2 protein-coding genes are annotated in these 2,201 nt (G+C 57.7%); both read right to left on the minus strand.

The annotated features are described in order from the left end of the window. Positions 1-719, minus strand: a 719-nt coding sequence (gene sufC, locus CXY71_RS00190) for a Fe-S cluster assembly ATPase SufC (protein ID WP_104133735.1), incomplete at its 3' end; no start/stop codon positions are given. After that, positions 719-2,185, minus strand: coding sequence for a Fe-S cluster assembly protein SufB (gene sufB / locus CXY71_RS00195; protein WP_104133736.1), 1,467 nt, complete (start codon positions 2,183-2,185; stop codon positions 719-721). The genes sufB and sufC, both read right to left, overlap by 1 nt. Between the last annotated feature and the right edge of the window lie 16 nt (positions 2,186-2,201).

The raw sequence follows: 2,201 nt of genomic DNA on the forward strand, positions 1-2,201 counted from the left end.
TAGCCGTGCTCTTCGAGCTCGACGGCGAGGTCTTTGTCCCCGGAGCGCACGATTCTTCCGGCGGTCATAACATGCACCTGATCGGGCACGATGTAGTCCAAAAGGCGCTGGTGGTGCGTGATGACCAGCATGCTGCGGCCTTCATTGCGCAGGGCGTTCACACCACTGGCAACTATCCGGAGTGCGTCGATATCCAGACCGGAGTCCGTTTCGTCCAGGATCGCGAGTTTGGGCTCCAGGATTGCCATCTGCAAAATCTCGTTGCGTTTCTTCTCACCGCCGGAAAATCCCTCATTGACGGAGCGGCTCATGAAGGTCTGGTCCATCTCGACCAGCTTCATCCGCTCCTGGGCCAGCGCCAGAAAGTCCACCGGATCCAGCTCGTCCTGCCCGCGCTGTCGACGCAGGGAGTTCAACGCTGTACGCATGAAGTACATGTTTCCAACGCCTGGGATTTCGACCGGGTGCTGGAACGCCAGAAACACACCGGCGGCAGCGCGTTCTTCTGGCGAGAGGGCCAGCAGGTCTTGACCGTCATACGTGACGCTTCCTGAGATCTGGTACCCATCGCGGCCGATCAGCACACTGGCCAACGTGCTCTTTCCCGAACCATTTGGTCCCATGATCGCGTGGACTTGACCCGGCTTCAGCTCGAGATTCACCCCGCGCAAAATTTCTTTGTCCTCGATACTGGCGTGCAGTTCTTCGATTTTAAGCATTATCCAACGCTTCCTTCCAGGCTTACGGTTAACAGCTTTTGCGCCTCGACGGCGAATTCCATCGGCAGCATTTTGAAGACTTCACGGCAGAAACCGTTCACGATCATCGAGACCGCCTCTTCCTCAGGAATGCCGCGTTGGCGGCAGTAGAGCAGTTGCTCCTCACCGATTTTGGAGGTGGAGGCCTCGTGCTCAACCTGACCGGTCTTGTTCTTCACCACGATATAGGGGAGGGTGTGCGCACCGCTGTCCTTGCCGATCAACAGCGAATCGCACTGTGTGAAGTTGCGGGCACCGACGGCGGAATGTCGCATATCGACCAGCCCACGGTAGGTGTTCTGACCGTGACCGGCCGAAATTGCCTTCGAGATGATGGTGCTCTTAGTGTTCTTGCCGATGTGCACCATTTTGCTGCCGGTATCAGCCTGCTGGTGCCTGGCCGTCAGCGCGACAGAGTAGAATTCCCCGATCGAGTTGTCGCCCTTAAGAACGACGCCAGGGTACTTCCAGGTGATCGACGATCCGGTCTCGACCTGGGTCCAGGAGATCTTCGAGTTCTTGCCAGACGCCATGCCGCGCTTGGTGACGAAGTTGTACACACCACCGTTGCCGTCGGCATCCCCCGGGTACCAGTTCTGCACCGTCGAGTACTTGATCTGTGCGTCATCAAGGGCGACCAGCTCAACAACGGCGGCATGGAGCTGGTTCGTGTCACGCACCGGGGCGGTGCATCCTTCGAGATAGCTCACGAAGGCGCCCTCTTCGGCAATGATCAGGGTACGTTCAAACTGACCGGTATCGGCCGCGTTGATGCGGAAGTAGGTGGACAGCTCCATCGGGCAGTGCACCCCCTCTGGGATATAACAGAACGAGCCATCGGTGAACACCGCCGCGTTCAGACATGCGAAAAAGTTGTCGTTGTACGGAACCACTGAACCGAGGTATTTGCGTACCAGGTCAGGGTGTTCTTGAACGGCTTCCGAGAAGGAGCAGAAAATGACTCCGACCTCGGCCAACTTGTCTTTAAACGTCGTCGCAACCGATACCGAATCGACGATCGCGTCGACCGCGACGCCGCTAAGCCGCTCTTGCTCGCCGAGAGAAATGCCCAGCTTGTCGAACATCTCCCGAAGCTCCGGGTCGACCTCGTCCATGCTGGCGAGACTCTTTTTTTTCGGCTTGGGAGCGGCGTAGTAGATGATGTCCTGGTAGTCAACTGGACCATACGACACATGCTGCCAGGTGGGCGCCGTCAGCGTGGTCCAATGCCGGTAGGCACGAAGTCGCCATTCCAAGAGCCAATCCGGCTCATTCTTCTTACTCGAGATCAGCCTGATGATGTCTTCGCTGAGCCCCCGGGGGGCGACATCGGTATCGAGGTCGGTCGTGAAACCGTACCGGTATTCTTGGTTTGCTAATTCTCGGACCTCGTCAGAGATCCCCGTCGTGGTTGTGGGTGCACTCATCTACTTCTCCTTGTCA

Source organism: Cryobacterium sp. Y62 (assembly GCF_002929785.1).
Taxonomy (GTDB): domain Bacteria; phylum Actinomycetota; class Actinomycetes; order Actinomycetales; family Microbacteriaceae; genus Cryobacterium.